The sequence below is a fragment of the Kineococcus rugosus genome (assembly GCF_050871975.1).
Taxonomy (GTDB): Bacteria; Actinomycetota; Actinomycetes; order Actinomycetales; family Kineococcaceae; genus Kineococcus.
This window is the reverse complement of record NZ_JBJLSJ010000017.1, coordinates 84,483-102,418: the sequence shown is the minus strand read 5'-3', so window position 1 is coordinate 102,418 and position 17,936 is coordinate 84,483. Positions and strand designations below refer to the sequence as shown.

The 17,936-nt window shown below is 76.2% G+C and carries 23 protein-coding genes; 12 read left to right on the top strand and 11 right to left on the bottom strand.

The annotated features are described in order from the left end of the window. Positions 1-138: 138 nt before the first annotated feature. Together ACRYM6_RS11855 and ACRYM6_RS11850 are read left to right on the top strand one after the other, a co-directional pair. A complete protein-coding gene (locus tag ACRYM6_RS11855; protein WP_432543076.1) occupies positions 139-951 on the top strand; it encodes an FAD-dependent oxidoreductase in 813 nt (270 codons plus the stop codon). 122 nt (positions 952-1,073) lie between these two features. Beyond that, on the top strand, positions 1,074-1,742 hold the full coding sequence (locus ACRYM6_RS11850) for an exonuclease domain-containing protein (protein WP_432543075.1): 669 nt from the start codon (positions 1,074-1,076) through the stop codon (positions 1,740-1,742). On the opposite strand, the gene ACRYM6_RS11845 is transcribed toward ACRYM6_RS11850, so the two are convergent. From ACRYM6_RS11845 to ACRYM6_RS11820, 6 genes are all read right to left on the bottom strand, one after another. After that, complete coding sequence (locus tag ACRYM6_RS11845; RefSeq protein ID WP_432543074.1) at positions 1,693-2,445, bottom strand: nuclease-related domain-containing protein; 753 nt, start codon at positions 2,443-2,445, stop codon at positions 1,693-1,695. The two genes, ACRYM6_RS11850 and ACRYM6_RS11845, sit on opposite strands and share 50 nt — an antisense overlap. 110 nt (positions 2,446-2,555) lie before the next feature. Beyond that, complete coding sequence (locus ACRYM6_RS11840) at positions 2,556-2,831, bottom strand: hypothetical protein (RefSeq protein ID WP_432543073.1); 276 nt, start codon at positions 2,829-2,831, stop codon at positions 2,556-2,558. Further along, positions 2,828-3,289: a hypothetical protein gene (locus ACRYM6_RS11835; RefSeq protein ID WP_432543072.1), complete on the bottom strand. Its 462-nt coding sequence runs from the start codon at positions 3,287-3,289 to the stop codon at positions 2,828-2,830. Before ACRYM6_RS11835 ends, ACRYM6_RS11840 begins: the two co-directional genes overlap by 4 nt. Further along, positions 3,282-3,623 carry a hypothetical protein gene (locus ACRYM6_RS11830; RefSeq protein WP_432543071.1) on the bottom strand — a complete coding sequence of 114 codons (342 nt, stop codon included), beginning with the start codon at positions 3,621-3,623 and terminating at the stop codon, positions 3,282-3,284. Before ACRYM6_RS11830 ends, ACRYM6_RS11835 begins: the two co-directional genes overlap by 8 nt. 168 nt (positions 3,624-3,791) lie before the next feature. Further along, positions 3,792-5,057 carry a hypothetical protein gene (locus ACRYM6_RS11825; protein ID WP_432543070.1) on the bottom strand — a complete coding sequence of 422 codons (1,266 nt, stop codon included), beginning with the start codon at positions 5,055-5,057 and terminating at the stop codon, positions 3,792-3,794. Positions 5,058-5,241: 184 nt separating this feature from the next. Beyond that, positions 5,242-5,583, bottom strand: a complete 342-nt coding sequence (locus ACRYM6_RS11820; protein ID WP_432543069.1) for a hypothetical protein — start codon at positions 5,581-5,583, stop codon at positions 5,242-5,244. Positions 5,584-5,673: 90 nt separating this feature from the next. On the opposite strand from ACRYM6_RS11820, the gene ACRYM6_RS11815 reads away from it, so the two are divergent. Next, the gene (locus ACRYM6_RS11815) at positions 5,674-6,267 is read left to right on the top strand and encodes a hypothetical protein (protein ID WP_432543068.1); all 594 of its coding nucleotides are present in this window, start codon (positions 5,674-5,676) and stop codon (positions 6,265-6,267) included. A gap of 9 nt (positions 6,268-6,276) precedes the next feature. Here the strand turns inward: ACRYM6_RS11815 and ACRYM6_RS11810 are convergent, their stop codons facing one another. The 3 genes from ACRYM6_RS11810 to ACRYM6_RS11800 are packed head-to-tail and all read right to left on the bottom strand — an operon-like array spanning position 6,277 to position 9,157. Next, on the bottom strand, positions 6,277-7,323 hold the full coding sequence (locus ACRYM6_RS11810; RefSeq protein ID WP_432543067.1) for a hypothetical protein: 1,047 nt from the start codon (positions 7,321-7,323) through the stop codon (positions 6,277-6,279). 56 nt (positions 7,324-7,379) lie between these two features. Beyond that, a complete protein-coding gene (locus ACRYM6_RS11805) occupies positions 7,380-8,042 on the bottom strand; it encodes a response regulator (protein WP_432543066.1) in 663 nt (220 codons plus the stop codon). Further along, positions 8,039-9,157: a sensor histidine kinase gene (locus tag ACRYM6_RS11800; RefSeq protein ID WP_432543065.1), complete on the bottom strand. Its 1,119-nt coding sequence runs from the start codon at positions 9,155-9,157 to the stop codon at positions 8,039-8,041. The genes ACRYM6_RS11805 and ACRYM6_RS11800 overlap by 4 nt, the downstream gene beginning before the upstream one ends. Before the next feature lie 156 nt (positions 9,158-9,313). On the opposite strand from ACRYM6_RS11800, the gene ACRYM6_RS11795 reads away from it, so the two are divergent. Both ACRYM6_RS11795 and ACRYM6_RS11790 read left to right on the top strand, forming a co-directional pair. Beyond that, the gene (locus ACRYM6_RS11795; RefSeq protein WP_432543064.1) at positions 9,314-10,024 is read left to right on the top strand and encodes an ABC transporter ATP-binding protein; all 711 of its coding nucleotides are present in this window, start codon (positions 9,314-9,316) and stop codon (positions 10,022-10,024) included. Beyond that, complete coding sequence (locus ACRYM6_RS11790; RefSeq protein WP_432543063.1) at positions 10,021-10,848, top strand: ABC transporter permease; 828 nt, start codon at positions 10,021-10,023, stop codon at positions 10,846-10,848. Before ACRYM6_RS11795 ends, ACRYM6_RS11790 begins: the two co-directional genes overlap by 4 nt. 492 nt (positions 10,849-11,340) lie before the next feature. Here ACRYM6_RS11790 and ACRYM6_RS11785 read toward each other — a convergent pair whose 3' ends face one another. Next, the gene (locus tag ACRYM6_RS11785) at positions 11,341-12,729 is read right to left on the bottom strand and encodes an ADP-ribosylglycohydrolase family protein (protein WP_432543062.1); all 1,389 of its coding nucleotides are present in this window, start codon (positions 12,727-12,729) and stop codon (positions 11,341-11,343) included. A gap of 264 nt (positions 12,730-12,993) precedes the next feature. On the opposite strand from ACRYM6_RS11785, the gene ACRYM6_RS11780 reads away from it, so the two are divergent. Further along, positions 12,994-13,401 (top strand): very short patch repair endonuclease, encoded by a 408-nt coding sequence (locus tag ACRYM6_RS11780; protein WP_432543079.1) that lies wholly within the window; start codon positions 12,994-12,996, stop codon positions 13,399-13,401. Positions 13,402-13,435: 34 nt separating this feature from the next. Further along, complete coding sequence (locus ACRYM6_RS11775; RefSeq protein ID WP_432543061.1) at positions 13,436-14,173, top strand: hypothetical protein; 738 nt, start codon at positions 13,436-13,438, stop codon at positions 14,171-14,173. Here the strand turns inward: ACRYM6_RS11775 and ACRYM6_RS11770 are convergent. Next, positions 14,170-14,628 carry a macro domain-containing protein gene (locus ACRYM6_RS11770; RefSeq protein ID WP_432543060.1) on the bottom strand — a complete coding sequence of 153 codons (459 nt, stop codon included), beginning with the start codon at positions 14,626-14,628 and terminating at the stop codon, positions 14,170-14,172. The two genes, ACRYM6_RS11775 and ACRYM6_RS11770, sit on opposite strands and share 4 nt — an antisense overlap. A 328-nt stretch (positions 14,629-14,956) precedes the next feature. Here ACRYM6_RS11770 and ACRYM6_RS11765 point away from each other — a divergent pair, with 328 nt between their 5' ends. From ACRYM6_RS11765 to ACRYM6_RS11745, 5 genes are all read left to right on the top strand, one after another. Continuing rightward, the gene (locus ACRYM6_RS11765; protein WP_432543059.1) at positions 14,957-15,421 is read left to right on the top strand and encodes a hypothetical protein; all 465 of its coding nucleotides are present in this window, start codon (positions 14,957-14,959) and stop codon (positions 15,419-15,421) included. A gap of 17 nt (positions 15,422-15,438) precedes the next feature. After that, positions 15,439-15,900, top strand: a complete 462-nt coding sequence (locus ACRYM6_RS11760; RefSeq protein WP_432543058.1) for a hypothetical protein — start codon at positions 15,439-15,441, stop codon at positions 15,898-15,900. Further along, the gene (locus tag ACRYM6_RS11755; RefSeq protein ID WP_432543057.1) at positions 15,858-16,187 is read left to right on the top strand and encodes a hypothetical protein; all 330 of its coding nucleotides are present in this window, start codon (positions 15,858-15,860) and stop codon (positions 16,185-16,187) included. Before ACRYM6_RS11760 ends, ACRYM6_RS11755 begins: the two co-directional genes overlap by 43 nt. Positions 16,188-16,208: 21 nt before the next feature. After that, a complete protein-coding gene (locus ACRYM6_RS11750) occupies positions 16,209-17,153 on the top strand; it encodes a hypothetical protein (protein ID WP_432543056.1) in 945 nt (314 codons plus the stop codon). Between the two features lie 324 nt (positions 17,154-17,477). Then, a complete protein-coding gene (locus ACRYM6_RS11745) occupies positions 17,478-17,921 on the top strand; it encodes a hypothetical protein (protein WP_432543055.1) in 444 nt (147 codons plus the stop codon). The last annotated feature ends 15 nt before the right edge of the window (positions 17,922-17,936 follow it).

Here is a 17,936-nt window from a genome sequence, read left to right as displayed (position 1 = left end):
CGTCCCCGAACGCGCCCGCCGCCTCGCCGCGGCCGCCGAGGTCGCCCGCCGCGCCGGGGGGGGGGCCCCCCCCCCCCCCCCCCCCCCCCCCCCCCCCCCCCCGGCCCCCGCCCCCCCCCCCCCCCCCCCCCCGCGGGGGTGCCGGTCAAGACGCTCAACGCCGACGAGGTCCGGCAGACGTACCCCGGCTACGCGTGGCTCGACGACGACGACCTCGGCGTCCTCGACCCCTGGGCCGGCATCTGCTACCCCGAGCGCAACGTCCGCGCGCACGTCGCGGAGGCGGTCCGGCTCGGCGCGGAGCTGTTCGAGCACACCACGGTCACCGCCGTGGAACCCACCGGGGACGGCGTGCTGGTCCGCACGCCGACGGCGACGATCGCCGCCCGGCAGGTCGTCGTCGCCACGGGGGCCTGGCTCGGCGCGCTCGTCCCGCAGCTGCCGCTGGACCCGCGCCGGATGCCGATGTTCTTCTTCCGCGCCCGGCCCGGCCACGAGCGGGACTACGCGCTCGACGCGTTCCCGGCCTTCACCCGGGCCCTGCCGGACGGCACCGAGGTCTGGGGCCACGGGTCCGCCGAGGACTACGGCATCAAGCTGGGCCTGCTGCCGGACGGGGAGAACTTCGCCCCCACCGACGCAGACTCCCTCGACCGGTTCATCCACGCCGGCGACAGCGCCGAGCTGTGCGCGGCCGTGGCCCGCGCCTTCCCCGGGGTCGACCCGACGCCGGAGAAGGCGACGCCGTGCATGGTGAACAACACCCCCGACGAGCAGTTCGTCATCGGCCGGCCGCACGGCACCGACCGGGTCGTCGTCGCGGGCGGGGACTCCGCGCACGGGTTCAAGCACGCGGCCGGGGTGGGCGAGCTCGTCGCCCAGCTCGTCGTCGGCGAGGAACCCTTCCTCGACGCCGGGTTCGTCGACCCCCGGCGGTTCGCCCCCGCGTGACCCGGGACGCCGTCCACCGCGTGCCGCCGCCTGTTCGAGGCGTTCGAACGCGGCGGGTCCGCGGACGGCGTGTCCGAGGCCTCTGCCACGCTCTCCCCGTTCCACCAGCGAGGAGAGACCTGATGACCGTGATCGACCCGACCCCACCGCTGCCGCGGGCGGTCGCCCGGCGCTACCGGCACCGGTACGCCGTGCTGGACGTCGAGACGACGGGGTGGGAACCGGACACCGGCGACCGGATCGTCCAGATCGCCGTCTGCCTCGTGGACGCCCGCGGCGTCGTCGAGCGGTCCTGGTCCTCCCTGGTCGACCCGCGCCGCGACCCCGGGCCCGTCGACGTGCACGGCATCACCGCCGAGCGGCTCGTCGGGGCCCCCACCTTCGACCGGGTCGCCCCCACCGTCGCCGCCCTCCTCGACGGCCGCGTGTTCGTGGCCCACAACGCCGGTTTCGACTGGAAGTTCATCGCCGCCGAGATGCGCGCCGCCGGGGTCCGGCTCCCCGTGCGGCACCGCCTGTGCACGTGGAAGCTGGCCCGCCGGCTCGACCTGCCCGTGCCGAACCTGAAGCTGGCCACGCTCGCCGCGCACTGGGGGATCGAGCAGCTGCGGCCGCACGACGCCGCCGACGACACCCGCGTCCTCGTGGAGGTGCTGCGCGAGGAGCTGTCCGCCGCGCAGCGGGCGAAGGTGGAGCTGCCGCTGGTGCGGGTCGCGCCGCGCGGGGCCTTCGCCCGGGTCCTCAGCCGCCTGCGCCGAGCGGTGCGGCGGTCCGCGCCAGGAGGTGCGTGAGCAGCATCGAGGCGACGACCAGCACCACCAGCGCCAGCAGCAGCGCCAGCAGGTCCTCGCGGACGGTCCGCCTCGACCGGGGGGCGCCGACCGCCGCGGTGGTGGGGAGCTCGGGGCTGCGGTCGCCGTCCAGCCGTCCGCGCAGGAACTCCGTCAGCTCACCGACCTCGCGGGGGGTCAGCCTGCGGTCCAGCGACCGCAGGTGCCCCGCGAGGTGCGTGCGGCCCACGACCCGCACGCCCGACCGGGTGCGCGCCGGGCGCAGCGGCTGGTCCGCCAGGCACAGCACGCCCCGCGCCGCGGACCGGTGCCGCGGCGGCAGGAGCGCCGCGACGTCGGCCGTCGCCCGGGCCACCCCGTCCAGCTCCCGGTCGCGCCGGTACCCGTTCTGGCGCAGGTCACCGTCGTCGAGCCGCACGTCGCCCGACCACTTCTTCGCGTCCACCACGACGACCCCGCCCGGGCCGATCGCCACGTGGTCGAGGTTCGCGTACCGCCGGCCCGGCCAGTGCACGTCGTGCAGCACCCGCCAGCCGTGCCCGTCCAGCCCGTCCAGGGCCTGCGCGACGAGGCGCTCGCCCTCCGCGCCGGCCGACCAGGCGTGCTGGGACCGTTCCGCCGCGGTCAGCTCGCGGCGCAGCTGCGCGACCCGCGCCGTCGCGCGCCGCGCCTGCTCCTGCGCTCCACCCCCGGCGATGCCCACACCGGTGTCTCGGAGCGCGTTCCAGAGGGTTTGAAGAAGATCACCCGGGTGGGTGCACCGGTCGCCGGCGAACTCGTCGAGGGCGACGTCCGCGGTCCCCGGCTGGAGGCTCAGCCGGCCGGCGCGATCTCGTCGGGTCCGGGCAGCGGCAGCAACGGGTGGGCGGTGACGACGAACGGGCGGCCCTCAGCCGGGTCCACGTCCAGGACGACCCGGACGGTCGACGTGCGCGTCAGGACCGGGACGGGGCGCGGGGCCCGGCCCAGCGAGGCGTTGACGAGACCCTCCCCGACGACCTCGGCGGCGTCGAAGGTGGCGACGTACCGGCCCCGCGCGCCGAGCGTCCCCGCGATGACCGGCCAGGCCGCGGCCACGTGCGCGTTCACCGTCCGGTCCACCAGGTCGGGGGTGAGCCAGCGGCTGGCGCTGACGTGCGGGCGGTGCCACGGGGGTCGCCGTGGAGCGCGCCCTCCAGGGTGCGGGTCGCGTGCGGGTCGGTCGCGGGCAGGGCCGGGTCGGGGTCGTCGGGGTCGTCGGGGTCCAGGGTGCGCAGCAGGTCGGCGATCGCCCCGAGGAACCCGGCCGCCGCGTCGTCACCGGGATCGGGCAGGACCCAGCGGGCCTCGCGGACCACGAGGTCGGCGAGGCCGCGGCCGTCCGCGCGGTCGCGCAGGAACCGGTCCACCGCCAGGCTCGTGGGCCGGACGGCAGCCGGCAGCCGGCGGGTCGTGGCGCGCAGACCGGACTCGGCCTCGGCCCAGGAGTCCGCGTCGGCGTAGTAGGCGTGCAGGACGTCGAGGACGACGGCGCGGTCGTCGGGGGTCCCGGTGCGGGTGTCAGGCACGGGGCAGTTTCCCGGCTGCTTCGAGGTCGTGGACCACCGTGCGGAAGGCGTGGGCGAACTCGTCGATGAAGGCCCAGGCGGCGTCCTCGGTGTACTCGTCGAGGCTGACGTTGGCGTGGATCTCCACGAGGGTGAGGGAGGAGCCGTCGCGGGGGCGTTCGGCGAGGTACTGCTCGAAACCCCGCTCCAGCCGGCGCAGCAGGTGGGGGCTCAGCGATCCCCAGTTCCTGAGGTCCTCGATGGCCTCCTCGTCGCTGTCCGTGTCGTCGAGGAAGTGGTGGAAGAGGTAGGTGGTCAGTTCGAGCGGGGTGGCGCACTGGTCTGCATCACGCACGAAGTCACTCTCTCATCCCCGGTACAGGTGCGTCAGGTTCGGGAGGCCGTGACGACGTACGGTTCTCCGGTCGCCTCGTCGACACGGACCACCACGGTGACGTCGTCGGTGGTGCCGTACACCGCTCGCCGTGGTCCGCCGGTGCCCCTGCCGGCGTTGACGAAACCCTCACCGACGGGGTGCCCGGCGTCGAAGGTGCTCTTGTAGGCCTGGCCCGTGGACAGCCGGTCGACGATCTCCCCAGTGCTGCCGGACGTGCCCGTCGATCGTCGAGTTCATCACTTCGTCGCTCAACCAGCGGCTGGACGTGTTCTCGCGGCGCGCCCACGGTTCATCCCCGTGGATGCGGCCCTCGATGCTCTTCCCGCCGGGTCCGGCGTCCTCGCGCCGCAACGGGATGTCCGCGCCGTGACGGTCCGTCGTGTGCGCCCGCGGGAACCGCGCCTCGTCCCGGGCGATGTCGAACGTCCACGGGCGGTTCGGGTCCAGGGGGAGGGCGTTGCCCGGAACGTCCGGGGTGCCGGGTTCGTCCCGCTCCGCGCGGTCCCGGGAGAACAGCCGGCCGAGGAACTCCTCCGCCCCCGCCGCCCACGACGGCGGCAGGTGCCCCAGCAGTTCCTTCCCGCCCTTGACGACGGCGCCGATCCCGATCAGGGACGTCACCGCCAGGGCGAGTTCGGCAGCGCCCCGCTGCACGAGTTCCTGACCGTCGATCTCCCCCTCACCCCAGTCGGCGAGGCCGTCGAGGAAGTCACCGGCCGAGACGAGGCTGAACCCGGCGCCGACGACCCCCAGGCCGGCCGTGACCCCGGCCAGCGCACCCGCCGGGCCGGCCGGGACCGCGCCGACCCCGAAGCCGAACACCGCACCCGCGGTCGCCCCACCCAGGGCGCCGATGACCCCGAGCGCGACGGTGAGGACGGCGCCGACGGCCACGACGACCCACCCGACGACCCGCAGCGCCTTCGCCAGCCACCGGAACACCCCGACGTGGTCGCCGATCCACTCCCGCATCCCGGCGAGGTTCTCGTCGACCCACTCACCCGACGCGCCCGTGGCGCCGTCCCACGCGGTGACCACGGCGTCCCGGCCGGCGCCGAGGGCGTCACCGGCCCCCTGCCACAGGTCCACCGCGGCCCGCGACACCCGGTCGGTGCCGGCGTCGACCGCGGCGGTGACGTCGTCCCAGCGGTGCGAGAACCAGTCCGAGACGCTGCGGGAGGCCGAGAAACCCTCCTCGTCGGCGATCTCCTCGGGTTCCGGGGCCGCCGCCCACGACACCCGGGTCAGGCCGTCCTCGTCGCCGAACCGGGGCGTCAGGGCCGGCGGCGCGGGGGACACCTCCCGGTCGACGACGGGGATCGCCTCCCCGAACCGCCCGCGGTACCGCAGACCCGCGAGCTCCTCCGCCCGGCGCTGGTGGTCGCGCACCACGGGCAGGACCTGCGCGTCCAGCCGGTCGCCCAGGGCCAGGACGTCGCGAAACCCCCGAGGTCCACACCGAGGTCCGCCGCGGCGCGGCGCAACGGCCGGACCCGCTGCGCGATCGCGTCGCGGGTGGCGGTGAGGTCGCGGTGGACGCCGCGCACGGCGTCCGGGTCGATCTCGACGAGCCCGCTCACGGGGCCGCCCGGGCCAGCCGTCCGGCCTCGTCGCGCTCCTCCGACGCCACCCGCTCGGCGAGGTGGCGGACCGAGCCCTCCGCGTCGCGCAGCGCGTCCTCCACGGCGTCGACGGCGCGGCGCAGCGACCGGTCGAGGCGGCCCGCCGCGGGAACCAGCTCGTCGCGGTGCAGCCGGTCGGCGACCCGGCCCGTCCACGCCCCGGCGGCGCCGACGACACCGGTGGGGCGGTGCAGCGCGGGGACGACGGCGGCCGCGTCCCGCACCCGGTGCAGCAGGGACCGCAGGGCGGCAGCGCGCTGCTGCGCCGCGTCGAGCGCGTCCTGGGACGGGACCACGGCACCTCCTGGGTGAACTCGATGCACCGAACGGTGGGGATCGGCCCGAACCCTAGGGGCCCGGCGACCGCGCGCGCCGACGATGGACCCGTGAACCCCACGATCGGCCCTGTCCGTCCCCCGTTCGGCTTCTCCCTCGATGCCCCGGACGGGTGGGAGGCGTTGCGCTCGGCGCCCGGGGAACTGCACGACGACCTGCTGGCGGTGGTCACCCGGTCCGCGGTGTGGCCGGGGCTGGACGCGCGCCGCCGCCGCGGCCTGGCGAACCTGCTGGGTCTCGTCGCGCAGGCCGCCGCGGCGTCCGGGGCGATCGCCACCTTCCTGCGGTCCGCGACGGCCCCCGGCGGGGACCCCGAGACCGGGGTCGTCACGGTGTCGTGGACGCGCACCGCCCCCCTGCGCGCCGACCTGGACCTGGCCCGGCTCGTGCTGGAGGCCGACCGGTCCGCACCCGAGGTGCCGACCGGGGTCGGCCCCGGGGTGCGGGTGGACCGCACCGGGACCGGGCCCACCGGCGGCCCGTGGTCCACGACGCAGCTCGCGGTCCCGGTGCCGGACAGCGTGTGGCTGGCGACGTTCACCGGGACCGCGCTCGCGGGGACGTCCGTCGGCGCGGTGCGGCAGGCCGTCGCGGCGCTCGCGGGCAGCCTGCGGGTGGAGCGGCGGGTGCGCGGGGCGGCGTGAGCCCCGGGCTCAGGTGAGGTCGGCGACCCGTTCCCACGCCGGGTCGTCGTGCGCCGACACCGCGTGCGGGCCGGTCGTCCACCGCGCCGCCTGCGCCCGGACGGCGTCCTCCACGTCGGACAGCGCGTCGCCGTACAGGTGCACGGTGCGGGTGCCGCCGGCGGTCACGTGCGCCACGACGGCGGCGTCCGGCCCGACCGCCGCGTCCAGCTGGTCCTCGAAACCCCGCAGCGCGGCGAGGTCCGCCGCTCCCGGCAGGGCGCCGGGGTAGCCGAGTTCCACGGCGAGGTGGCGGTCGAACAGCGGGAACGCCGCGGGGGACAGCGGCACCACCGTGGAGACCAGCACCGGCCGCCCGTGCCGGTCGACGCCCTCGGCGAGCCTCCACACCGCGTCGGCGGCGAGCGCGGGGGTGAACTCCGCGGCCACCGCCTCCACCGCCGCCCGCAGTTCCGCGAGCCCCCCGGCGCGCGAGCCGGCGGCCGGGTCGGGGCCCCACGTCACCGCCCCCACCCACAGCTCCACCGCGCGCTCACCCACGGCCGCGTCGAGCAGGTCGAACGCGAGCTGCGCCGCCGCCTCCCCGTCGAGCCCCGTGAACGCCGGGTGCGTCAGCCGCACGTCCACGTGCTCGCCGTCGGGGTGCGGTTCCCACGCCGCCCGCACGTCCTCCGCGGCCAGGGTGCGGCCCACGGCGTCGACGGTGAAGTCGAGGTGCAGCGCCGGTCCGCGCTGGTCCCGGTAGGACCAGTCCGCCGTGTCGGGGGGCGCGGCCAGGAACCACCGGTGGGCCGTCGAGCGCGCGGCGGGGTCGCCGTTCGCGGTGACCGTGAGCCGCCGCCCCGTCGCCGACTGCCCGGCGCCCACGCCCCAGGCCAGCGACGGGTGCAGGCGCTCCACCCGCTCGCCGAGCAGCGGCGCGACCGCGTGCACGTCCCCGGCGTCCAGCGCCGCGGCGCACGCGCCGGCGCCCTCGGCCAGCCACCACGACCAGAACTCCGCGATCGCCGGGCGCGGGTCGTGCCGGGCGCGTCGGTGGCGCAGCAGCGGCCTCACTCCTCCAGCGTAGGTCGGCCCCCGCGCCCGTGCAGGAGCCGTCGCGTCGCCGGGGTTCACCCGTCGAGCAGCCCCAGTTCCAGCGCCCGCAGCACCGCCCGGGTGCGGTCGCGCACCCCCAGCTTCAGCAGCACCGCCGTGACGTGGTTCTTCACCGTCCCCGGGGCCAGGTGCAGCGCGGCCGCGATCTCCTTGTTCGACCAGCCCGCCGCGGCCAGCCGCAGCACGTCCAGTTCCCGCGGCGTCAGCGCCGGGGCCCCCAGGTCGGCCGGGCCGGCCGGCGTGGACGGCCGGGCCGTGACCGCGCGCAGCAACCGGTCCGTCAGCGCCGGGCGCAGCGCGGTGCCGCCCTCGGCGAGGGTGCGGATCGCCGCCAGCACCTGCTCCAGCGTGACGTCCTTCAGCAGGTACCCGCGGGCTCCCGCCCGCAGCGCCGCCAGGACGAGCTCGTCGTCGTCGAACGTCGTCAGGACCAGGACGGGGACCTCGCTGCCGCTGTCCCGCAACGCCTCCAGCACCGAGATCCCGTCGCGGCGCGGCATCCGCAGGTCCAGCAGCAGGACGTCGACGCCGCCGCGGGCCACCAGGTCCAGCGCCTGGTCGCCGTCCTCGCCCTCCCCGACGACCGTCACCTCCTCGCTCAGCGACAGCAGCCGCAGGATGCCCTGCCGCACCAGCGTCTGGTCGTCCACCACGGCGACCCGGATCGGGCCGTTCACGCCGGGACCTCCAGCTCGGCGGTGAAACCCCGGCCCGGGGCGGTCGCGAAGCGCACCGTCCCGCCGGCGTCCTCGACCCGTTCGGTCAGGCCGGTCAGCCCGTTGCCCGGCTGCAGCCGCCGGGCGCCGGCGCCGTCGTCGCTCGCGCGCAACCGGACCCCGCCGTCGTCGGCGACCACGTCGAGGGTGAAGCGGTGCGCCCCCGCGTGCCGCAACGTGTTCGTCAGCAGTTCCTGCGCGCAGCGCACCACCACCAGCGCCCGCTCGGGCCCCACCGGGACCTCCTCGCGCACCGTCAGCACCACCTGCAGGCCGGGGGTCCGGTCCACGACCTCCCGCAGCGCGCCCTCCAGCCCCCGCACCTCCCCGCGCAGGTCCCCCACGACCGACCGCACGTCCCCCAGCAGGCCCTTCGCGATGGACCGGGCCCGGTCGACGTGCTCGACGGCCGGGGGCTGCGCGCGGTGCGCGGCGACCTCCAGCTCCAGCGCGAGCGCCGTCAGCCCGTGCCCGACGACGTCGTGCAGCTCCCGGGAGATCCGCAGCCGTTCCGCGTCGCGGCTGGAGGCGGCCAGCAGCGCCGACGCGGCCCGCAGCTGCGCGTGCGCCGCGGCCAGCGCGGCCCGCTGCTCACCCTGCCGCCGCCCGGCCACGACGACCACCGCGGCGAACACCTGGAACGCGCCGTACAGCGCGCCGAGGGCCACCACCTCGTGCGGGGCCGCGCCCACCCGCGCGGCGCCGGCGACCACGGCCGTCGTCTGCACCGCGATCAGCGCGGCCGTCAGCGACGGGGGCGACGTCATCGCCGCCGGCACCACCGTCACCACGAACAGGATCGCGCTCCAGCTCGCCTGCGGGGCCAGCCACCACGTCACCAGCGCCGAGGCGACCCCCACCGCCAGCAGGGACCGGGCTGGCAGGCGTCGCGGGCCCAGGCGTCCCGACGCGGCGAGGTCGTCGAGGAGGAACGCGAGCACGAACACCCCGTACGCCACCCACCACCAGCCGGTGGTCCCCGGCGAGACGCCCCCGACCAGCGCGATGACCCCCACGGCGGCGATCGCGACGTACCCCGTCACCGCCGTCGCGCGGTCCTGGGCCCCGGTGAACACCCGGTGATCGTAGGAGGACCCGCCCCCGCGGCACCCGTGCCAGGAGTCACGGGTGCAGCCGGTGACCTCCGGCACTTCGGCCCGGCACCGCCCCGTCCCTAGCGTCGGAGCACCGCGCAACCCCGGACCGGGGCTGCCGACCCGGAGGAGGCGGACGTGGACGTCATCGAGATGAGCGGGGTCGTGAAGACCTACGGCGCCGTGCGAGCGGTCGACGGGTTCGACCTGCGGGTCCGCGAGGGCGAGGTCGTCGCCCTCCTCGGACCCAACGGCGCCGGCAAGAGCACCACCTTCGAACTGCTGCTGGACCTCGTGCGGCCCACCGCCGGGACCGTCCGCGTCCTCGGCGGGCCGCCGTCGGCGGCGCGGGCCCGGGTCGGCGCGATGCTGCAGTCCGCGGGCCTGCCCGAGCAGGTCACCGTGCGCGAGCTCGTGCGCCTCGTCGGGCACGCCTACCCCCACCATCTGCCCGTCGCGGACGTCCTGGAGCGCACCGGCCTGACGACCCGCGCCACCCGCACCGTCACCGCCCTGTCCGGCGGGGAACGGCAGCGCCTGCTGCTGGCCCTGGCCCTCGTCGGGGAACCGGAACTGCTGCTGCTCGACGAACCGACCGCCGCCATGGACGTCCTGGCCCGCCGCGCGTTCTGGGCGCAGGCCCGCGCCGCGACCGCCGCCGGCGCGACGATCCTGTTCGCCACCCACGACCTCACCGAGGCCGCCGCCGTCGCCGACCGCGTCGTCGTGCTCGCCGCCGGGCGCTGCGTCGCCGACGGCACCCCGCAGGCGCTCGCCGGCGACGGCGACCTCGAGACCGCGTACCTCACCCTCACCGACGCCCTCGCCACGACCGGAGACCAGCGATGACCACCCTCGCCCCGAACACCCCGCCCCGCACCGGGTCACGGGTCGCGTTCGCCCGCCTCGCCGTCCTCACCGAGGCCCGCGCCGGGCTGCGCCGCCCCGAGTTCGCCGTCCTCGGCATGACGCTGCCGGTGATCCTCTACGCGATCTTCGGCCTGCCCAACGCCGACTCCACCCTGCCCGGCGGCACCGACACCGGCCTGGTGATGCTCGCCGGCATCGGCTGCTACGGCGCCCTCACCCTCGGCATCGTCGTGTTCGGCGAGGACGTCGCCAAGGACCGCGGCCGCGGCTGGCTGCGGACCCTCGCCGCGACCCCCGTCCCCGCCGGGGCGTACCAGCTCGGCAAGCTCGGCGCCGGGTTCGTCCACGGGATCCTCATGGTCACCGCGCTGTGCCTGTTCGCCGGGCTCGTCGGGGACGTCGACCTGAGCGCGGGGCAGTGGGCCACCCTCGGCGCGCTGCTCGTCGCCGGGGTCCTCGCGTTCAGCCCGCTCGGTTTCGCCATCGCCTACCTGGCCCGGCCCCGCACCGCGGTCGTCGTCACGAACGTCCTGTTCCTGCCGCTGTCGTTCGTGTCCGGGTTCTTCGTCCCGCTGTCCGAACTGCCCGACGTCATCGGGCAGACCGCGCAGTACCTGCCCAGCTACCACTTCGGGCAGATCGTGCTGCACGCCGTCGCCGACGACGCGGACATCCGCTGGCTCACCGGCCTGGACACCCAGCCGCTGGGCGTGCACGTCGCGTGGGTCCTCGGCAGCGCCGTCCTGTTCACCGTCGTGGCGCTCGCCGCCGCGCACCGGGAGGCCGTCACCCGTCGCGGGTGAGGCGCCGGCGGCCAGGTCGGCGAGCCAGAGCCGCTGGTCGGGGGTCAGGCCGTCGTCGGGTTCCGGAGGTCTCGCGGGTCCCGGAGGTTTCGGGGGTGCTGCCTTCTCGGTGGTGGGGCGGGAGATCTGGCGGGTCCAGTGCCAGCTGCCGAAACCGCAGACGTAGAACCGGACGCGGTCCAGGCGCCCGCCGTTGATGCTGGCGACGAGGTACAGGCGTTCGGCCTCGGCGCGACTGCCGCTGCGGACCTTCCCGCAGCGGCAGCGGCGCATCCGCACCACCTGAACGCGGCGCACCTGCGCGCGCCGGCGGCCCCTGCTGGTCATGACGTCCTCCTCCCGTGAGGAGGGGAACGTCTCGTCGGGGTCCGACACGACGTCACGGTCCCCGCACGGGTTCAGCCGCCGTCTCCGGTTGCGGCAGTAGCGGGTGTTCCGCGCCGCCGCCGCGGGTGCGCCGCGGGGAACCACCCGTCCGGAGCAGCGGCGTGCTCAGGGCGTGGCCGCCACCTCGCGCAGCGCCGCCGTGAAGGCGGGGTTCCACTCGCTCAGGTGCGGCCACGCGGCGCCGACCCGCTCGGTCGCCTCCGCCGCGGACACCCCCTGCGAGCGCACCAGCCACGCCCGCAGCACCAGGCCGGTGCGGGAGGCCCCGGCGTGGCAGTGCACGAGGACGCGGCGGCCGTCGGCGCGCAGGGCGGCGATGTCACCCAGCACGTCGTCCAGGACGGTGCGCAGTTCGGTGTTGCTGTCGTCGTCGGTGAGGTACGCGAAGCGCTGCACCTCGTGCCCGAACCGTCCCCCGGTGCGGCACAGCGAGACGACGGCGAAGCCGGGGTCGCTGCGGCGCGCGCCGTCGAGGTCGGACGCCCACACGCCGGGGGCGACCTCCCGGGGTTCCAGGCCCTGGGTGGGGCGCGGTTCGTGCAGGGGGTCGGTGGACCCGTCCAGCCGCAGCGCCAGCCACTGCAGGTGCCGCAGTTCCCACGTCCGGTCGCCGAACCCGGGAACCCGGCCGTGCAGGGGCGAGGTCCAGCGGACCGGGATCCCGGTAATGCCCGTGCGGGCCCCGGCGAGCGCGCCGGTGACGCAGGCGACGGTGTCGGTGTCGCCGCCGAGGTCGACGACCAGGCGCACCGCCTCCTCGAACGTCACCGAGTTCCGCAGCGCCCACAACGCCGAGCCGAGGGTCGGCCAGACGGCGCCGTTGGACTCGGTGGCGTCGGCGGGGGTCCACGTCGGGGAGCAGTTCCCGGCCCACTTCTCCCGGTGCTCCTGCGCGACCAGCGGCAGGGCGTCGGCGATCGCCGCGTCGGCGTCCCCGCCGTCGAGCAGGGCCCGGACGGCTTCGTGGAACAGCGCGCACCCCTCGCCCGCGGCGGGGTCGCCGTGGGTGAGGGCGCTGATCCGGCGGGCGGCGTCCACCGTGGCGTCGCGGCCGTGGCGGGCGAAGAAGATCGCGGCGGGCGTGGTGCGCATGAGGGAGCCGTTGCCGGCGGCGCGGTGCCCGGCGCGGACGTGCTCGACGGCCGCGCGGTCCCACGGGAGCCCCGAACCCAGCACCGCGGAGGTCTGGACGCCGATGTCCGGCGGCCCGGCCTGCGCCCACCGCCCGAACCGCGCGAACACGTCGGCCCCGTCCAGCCCGTCGTTCTCGACCAGCGACTCCGCGAGCAGCAGCGCCATCTGCGTGTCGTCGGTGAACTCGCCCGGTGCCCAGCCCAGCGAGCCGCCGCCGCACATCTCGGTGGCGACACCGCGGGCGGCGGTGGGGAAGCGGGCGGAGAAGGCGTGCGGCGGGCCGAACTCGAAGGGGGCGCCCAGGGCGTCCCCGACGGCCGAGCCGACGAGGGCTCCCATCACGCGGTGCGAGCGGTCCACGGTGGCCTCCTCGGTGGTCGGGGTTCGACCCTAACCAGCCGTCTCCGGGGAGCGCGGGACGGCAGCGCCTCGTCGCCAGATGGGAGCGTGGGAACCCGCCAGGAGGTAGCGTCCGAGAGGCTGCGGTGCCGCGCCGGCGGGGAACGCCTCACCTGTGGACAGCGACCGGCCCATCCCGCCGTCTCCCCGTACGGTGCCGCGGTGAGCGCGTGGGAGGAACCCGGCCCCGCCCCACCCGCTTCGAACGCCGCCGTCGCCGGGATCATGCGTCGCACCGGCCGCCGCGACACCCGCCCCGAACTCGCGCTGCGCCGCGCACTGCACCGCCGCGGCCTGCGCTACCTCGTCGACAGGACCCCACCCGGCACCAACCGGCGCCGCCGCGCCGACCTCGTGTTCCGCGGCGCCCGTGTCGCGGTCTTCGTCGACGGCTGCTTCTGGCACTCCTGCCCCGTGCACGTCCACCGGCCCACGGCGAACGCGGACTGGTGGCGGGTGAAGCTGGCGAGCATCACCGCCCGCGACCGCGACACCGACACGGCGCTCGCCGCTGCGGGGTGGTGCGTGGTGCGGGTGTGGGAGCACGAGGACCCTGTTGCCGCCGCGGACCGGGTGCACGGGGTCGTGCACGCCCGCCGGAAAAGGCCCGCGCGGGCCGCGGCCCCTCCGTAGGCTGGCGAACCCGTCGTCGAGGGAGGCCCCCGCCGTGTCCCCGTCCCGCTCGCTGCGCGTCGCCGTCCTCGCCGTCGCCGGCCTCACCGCCTGCGGCGCCGAGCAGCCTGCCCCCGCGGCCACCACGGTCACCGTCACGGCGAGCCCGTCGACCTCGACGCCGGCGTCGGCGTGGACCGAGACCCACCTCACCGGGGACGACCAGACCCTCACCTGGGACGTCGTGGTGCCCCGCCTCACCGGGGCGCCCGTCGCCGACGAGGTGAACCGGCGCGTCACCGCCTCCGCCGAGGACGTCCTCGACGACGCCCGCGCCACCGTCCAGGACGGCGACCCGCCCCGCACCATCACCGGGCGCGGCACCGTCACCACCGACGACGGCCGCACCGTCCAGGTGCTGCTGGAGGTCGTCGACAGCACCGAGGGCACCGCCCACCCCACCACCACCGTCGCCTCCACCGTCGTCGACGTGCGCACAGCCGAACCCGTGACCCTCGACGACGTGTTCACCGACCTGGCCGCGGCGTTCACCGGGCTCGCCCCCGTCGTCGAGGAGATCGCCGCCGCGCAGGGCGAACCCGTCACCGCCCCCGAAGGGCTCGCCCCTGAGGAGGCGAACTGGGCGACGTGGCAGTCCGGGGCGGACGGGTTCGCGTTCTCCTTCCAGGACTACCAGCTCGGCGGGCACGGGGTGCGGCGGTACGTGGTGCCGTGGGAGCGGGTCGAGCCGCTGATGACGGGGGAGGCGCGGGAGCTGCTGGCGCCGCGCTAGCCGCGCCCGGCGCCCGGGCGGGTGACGACGACGAGTTCCACCGCCGACTCCTGCCCGGCCTGTTCCAGCACCTCCCGGACGTCCGCCCACCCCAGCCCGCCGATGCCCGCGCCGAGTCGCGGCACCCCCAGCCGGTCGAGGCCGCGGTGGGCGGCGTCCGCGAGCGCCGCCCGCACCGTCGCCCCGATCGCGTCCAGCCGCGCGTCCGCGCCGCGCTCCACCTGGGTGGCGAGGTTGTAGACCACGACGCCCTCGTCGGTCACCCACGGCAGGACGTCCCCGAGGGTGAACTCCCCGGCCCGGCAGCGCCGCCGGTACTCCTGCTCCATCGACGGCCAGCGGTCCGCGAACTGGCGGGCGATCCCACCGGCCATCGACCCGCGGGTGTTGCAGCCGTGGGCGAGCGCGGGCAGGTCGAGGGCGAACAGGTCGCCGGTGGTGTGCGTGGTGGGCACGGTCTTCCTCTCGTCTGGGGGGAGCGGCGGCATCGCCGGGTCTTCCGTGTGTCCCGTGTGGCGGGCGGTCGGTGCCCATCCTGCCGGGTGTGGCGGACGCGGAGACCACCGTTCCCGAAGTGCTCGTGCGCGGAGACCTGTTGTTGAGCAACACATCCACTGGTCGGAGCAGGGTGCGGGCCGCTGCGGGGACCACCTGGACGGAGCACCTGCCCGGTGGACACACGGTGCCCGTGTGCGGCATACGGGTGGTTGGTGTGCCGTTCTCTTCCCCGCACGGGACGAGCCGTCGCATGGTGGGACCACGCCCACCACCCCGAGGAGCCCCGTGTCCGTCCCTGCCCCGCCGTCCTACCTGGCGCTGCACGTTCCCGCGGAGCTGTATCCGGAAGCCCTGGAGTGGCTGGCCCGCCGGATGCAGCAGGGACCCGCCCCGGCCACGACGGCCGTGGCGACGCCGACGACGGGGAACGACCCGCTGGTCCCGCTGTTCCGCGAGCTGTTCGCCAAACCGCACAAGGCGACGACCCGCGTCGCGGACCTGGCCCGCGCGATGCTCGCCGGCGACCCCGCCGAGTGGTGGACCTCCACCCGCATCCGCGACCTCCTCGTCCTGGACCCGTACGAGTTCCGCAGCACGTGGCGGGCCCTGACCCGGCACCTGGACAAGCACTACCCGGGCACGCCGCAGCCCTTCCAGCGCGACAACGGCCTCGCGCACTCCCTCGGCGACACGACCGTCTACCGCATCGCGCCCGACCTCGTCGGCGTCGTCCGCGCCGCCCTCGCCTGAACGACCCGGAGAACACCGTGACCCTCGAGAACCACCTGGACGACCTCGGCGCCGCACCGTTCGTCGCCGACCTGCTCCGCGACCTCGCCACCACGCGCACCCTGCGCACCGAACGGCAGCAGGGCTACGTGAGCGTCAGCCCCTCCCCGGTCGGCGCCATCGCCGTCTTCGCCCACCGCCACCGCCTGGAGATCGCCGTCCGCCCGGAACTGGCGAACGCCGCGCTGGTCGACGTGCCCGGGGCGGAGCTGAGGAAACCCACCACCGCCACCACGTACCTGGTCGTCCGTGAGCCGGTCTGCGGACGCTCGCGCGAGGCGGTGCTGCGCCACGCCGCGACGGCGCTGGACTGGCGGGTCGGGGGCCCGGCCCGCGGCGCCGGGTCCTCGCGGCGCGCCACCGCCGCGACCGAGACCGCCCGCCCCGTCTGCCCGGAGTGCAACTACGAGATCACCCCCAGCGGCGCCTGCGGCTGCTGACCACCCTTGACCGAGAACCGCACGAGGAGAGCACCACGACCGACGAGATCGACTTCCCGACCCGGTGCGTCATGGCCGGCCACGACGACCCCGTCCCGCTCGCCACGCACCGCAGCGAGCACTCCCGCGCCTGCGGCCACGACTACCTGTCCGCCCGGATCTGCCGGTCCTGCCTCGACCGGGCGCTCGCCCACGGCGGGGCGCTGCGCTCGTCGATCTGCCGGCGCTGCGGTGATCGCAGCTTCGTCGAACTGCTCGACGTGACCGCGCTGCCCCACTGGAACTGAAACCCACCCGGAGGAACTCCCGTGTCCGACACCCCGCCGCGACCGATGCACCCCGTGTACCTGCCGTTCACCGAGGACCAGGTGCGGGACCACTTCGCGCCCGTCGCCTCCGGCGGTGACCCCGACCGGCACCTGAAGCACTACCGCGAGAGCATCGCCCACGCCACCGGCCTCGCCCCGCTGCCCGCGCCCGGGGACGCCGGGAAGGCGCGACGCCTCGCCCGTCAGATCGAACGGGACGAGCGGTTCTGGGGCGCGGCGGCGCTGCTGCACGCCTTCCACGCCGCGGACCGCACCGCCGCCCTGACCGCCCTGCTCGACCGCTGCCTCGGCGACCCGGCCGTCGCGGGTTTCCCGACCTGGCGCGACGCCCTCGGGAGCGAGCAGCACCTGTACCTGGAAGCAAACCTCCCCTCGCCCGTCTCCTACCGGAACTGGCTGGCCGACCACCTCGACGAGCGGGTCCTCACGCCCACCCTGCTCGCCGAGGCGCGCGGCAAGGGGAACCGGCTGGAACAGGCCACCAAGGTGGACGCCATCCTCCTCGCGGACACCGGTTTCGCCGTGGCCTTCGAGGCGAAGGTGCTGTCCGACGCCTCGCCGACCACCACCCACGACGTCCTGCGCAACCAGATCGCCCGCACCGTCGACGTCCTGCTCGACGCGAACCCCGGCTTGTGCCCCGCCCTCGCCCGGCGCGACCCCGCCCGCACCTGCCTGGTGCTGCTGACGCCCGGCACCTTCCGCCGCAACCCGTCTTCGCGGTTGTACGGCTGGCTGCACCGCGAGTACACGAGCAACCCCGCCGCGCTCGGTGAGCACCTGCCGCACCGGCACGGCGTCGACTGGGGCGCCGTCGCCGGCCGCCTCGGGTGGCTGACGTTCGAGGACTGCGCCGAGCTCCTGCCCGGCTCCTGCGGGTGGCTGCCCGGCGTGGTCGGCCAGGGGGCCGTGCTGACCGCGTGAAACACCCGGACACCGCAGGTTCCCCGCCCACCTCGAGGAGGAGATCACCCTGACCCACCGCGCCACCGACGCCCCGCCCACCTGCGAGGTCCGGCATGGACCGGGCCGCCGGCCCGCCGCGACGCACCGCGTCTGGCTGGTCCTGCCCTGCGGCCACGGCTTCACGCGCAGAAACCTGTGCGCGGCCTGCGTCACCGAGTGCGTGAGCCGGGGCCGGGCCCGGCGACGTCTGCGTGCGGTCGCTGCGGTGAACGCCGCGCCGTCCGCCTGCTCCACCTCGTGCCGCTCCCGAACTCCATCCCCGACCCGTCCCTGGAGGAACAGATGACCCGCCCCCGCCCGCGCCCCGCGACCGGTGTCACCGCCGACCTGGTCGACCCGCTGCGGGCCTGCTTTCGCGACGACGAAGGCTGGCTCGAGTACGGGGTCGTCGAGCACCGCCTGCGGGAGGTGGCCCCCGCCGTGTTCGCCCGCCACGTCGCCGAGGTCGGGCACAGCATGTTCGGCTCCACCGGGAACTCCGCGTCCAAGCGCATCGCCCACGCCCTGCGCAGCCTCCGGTCCGCCGGGGAGGTGCACCACTTCATCGGCCCCAGCACCGGCCGCGCCTGGCGGGGCAACCCCATCAGCCACTGGAGCATCGACCCGTCCCGCCCGCGCACCGACGTGCTCAGCTGGGCGCGGCTGCGCGCCCAGCTCGGGACCTCCGACGCCTGGACCGACGCCGACCGCGCCGGGCTGACCAGCCCGGGGCACCCGCGGTCCTGACCCCGCCTCCCCGTG

Excerpts from the sequence above, each read along its gene's own strand:
- ACRYM6_RS11850 (WP_432543075.1), top strand. The coding sequence starts at position 1,074 with ATGACCGTGATCGACCCGACCCCACCGCTGCCGCGGGCGGTCGCCCGG.
- ACRYM6_RS11790 (WP_432543063.1), top strand. The coding sequence starts at position 10,021 with ATGACCACCCTCGCCCCGAACACCCCGCCCCGCACCGGGTCACGGGTC.
- ACRYM6_RS11780 (WP_432543079.1), top strand. The coding sequence starts at position 12,994 with ATGCGTCGCACCGGCCGCCGCGACACCCGCCCCGAACTCGCGCTGCGC.
- ACRYM6_RS11745 (WP_432543055.1), top strand. The coding sequence starts at position 17,478 with ATGACCCGCCCCCGCCCGCGCCCCGCGACCGGTGTCACCGCCGACCTG.